General features: G+C 36.6%; 2 protein-coding genes. Both read right to left on the bottom strand.

Annotation, left to right across the window (positions count from 1 at the left end; translation table 11 throughout):
- Nucleotides 1-41: 41 nt before the first annotated feature.
- Nucleotides 42-386 (bottom strand): restriction endonuclease subunit S, encoded by a 345-nt coding sequence (locus tag OSCIL6407_RS33650; protein ID WP_019488037.1) that lies wholly within the window; start codon nt 384-386, stop codon nt 42-44.
- Nucleotides 387-547: 161 nt separating this feature from the next.
- Nucleotides 548-934, bottom strand: a complete 387-nt coding sequence (locus OSCIL6407_RS37995) for a restriction endonuclease subunit S (protein ID WP_083893679.1) — start codon at nt 932-934, stop codon at nt 548-550.
- Between the last annotated feature and the right edge of the window lie 225 nt (nt 935-1,159).

A 1,159-nucleotide genomic window follows, 5' to 3' on the forward strand; every position in this document is an offset into this window, starting at 1 on the left:
AAAGTCGGGGAATTCTTTGATATGTCTTTTCACTAACGCTTCTAAACTCTCCATAACACCTCATTACACAAACATTTTTGTAGTAAACCTTTCTTGAATTGTTCGGTTTGGTCGATTTGGCGAGAGAGGGTTTCGATTTTGCGATCCATTGCTGTTAAAAAACCAGTAATTTTTTCTTGTTCTTTTTTGCAAGGGTAAAATAGTATGATTGCTGACAATGATTCTTGGTTGATATTTGTATTTGCGCTAGAGGTAGCCAAAGAAAGCAATTCTTTTCTAAATTCTAATGATGAAAACAATATTTTTATATAAATGACATAACTCTGAGGATTTCTCTCTAAATCTAATAATAAAACCGCTATAAACAGTATCCTCAAAGTCATCATTTACAAGACACGGCTGACCGACTCCCTCTCTTTTTACTGATGAGCGAACAAATAAAACATCTCCTTTTTTGATTTTGTATTGTTCTACTTGCTTTGAGCTTATCTGCACTCGTTCAAGAGGTATTTTTTGATTTCGCTTTTCCCAAATATATCCATTAAGTTTACAAATTCCACTCCATCTCCAAATGATGATTTATCTGCGTTAAAACCATTTTTGAATTCACCCAGTTCATCAAGTCTTTTTCTTCCCAATCAGGAAACTCAGATCCGATCGCCCCCTTAAACCGAATCTCTAGAGAAAAGATTTTGTGCATTACGCCGCGTTTGTAGGTTTGTAAGAGTTCCTGTTTGCGGCGGAGTTGGGCTAGACGGCGATCGACAGCCCCCAAAAAACTAGCAATCTTTTCTTGTTCAGCGATCTTTGGAAGAGTAATTTCTAACCCAGCAAAATTCTGCTGTCCTAGTGTCTTATTTCTCCCTGCTCCCCCTGGAGATGCTAATTCAAGTAAGTATTTTCCACGTTCTCTTAAAAAGAAAGTATTACAAATTTAAGACTAGCCCTATTTTGTTAGGTAAAAACATCAAAAAACGATGAGAAGCAATAAACCCATTTTCATCACTACTTGTCAGAGCGACAGCTTGCTCCCAAGCAAAAACAATATTGACAACAAATGCGTTTGGATGAACCCAATAAACTCTTTTATTCCTAATTCTCTGCCAGTTACAGCTTCTTTATGAAAGATCCCTTTTCCATGTGATCGTATTCCAATCTG

The organism is Kamptonema formosum PCC 6407, from assembly GCF_000332155.1.
Classification (GTDB): Bacteria; Cyanobacteriota; Cyanobacteriia; order Cyanobacteriales; family Microcoleaceae; genus Kamptonema; species Kamptonema formosum.

Bases quoted from the DNA above. Each gene is read 5' to 3' on its own strand.
- OSCIL6407_RS33650 (WP_019488037.1), bottom strand. From the start codon at position 386: ATGATGACTTTGAGGATACTGTTTATAGCGGTTTTATTATTAGATTTA.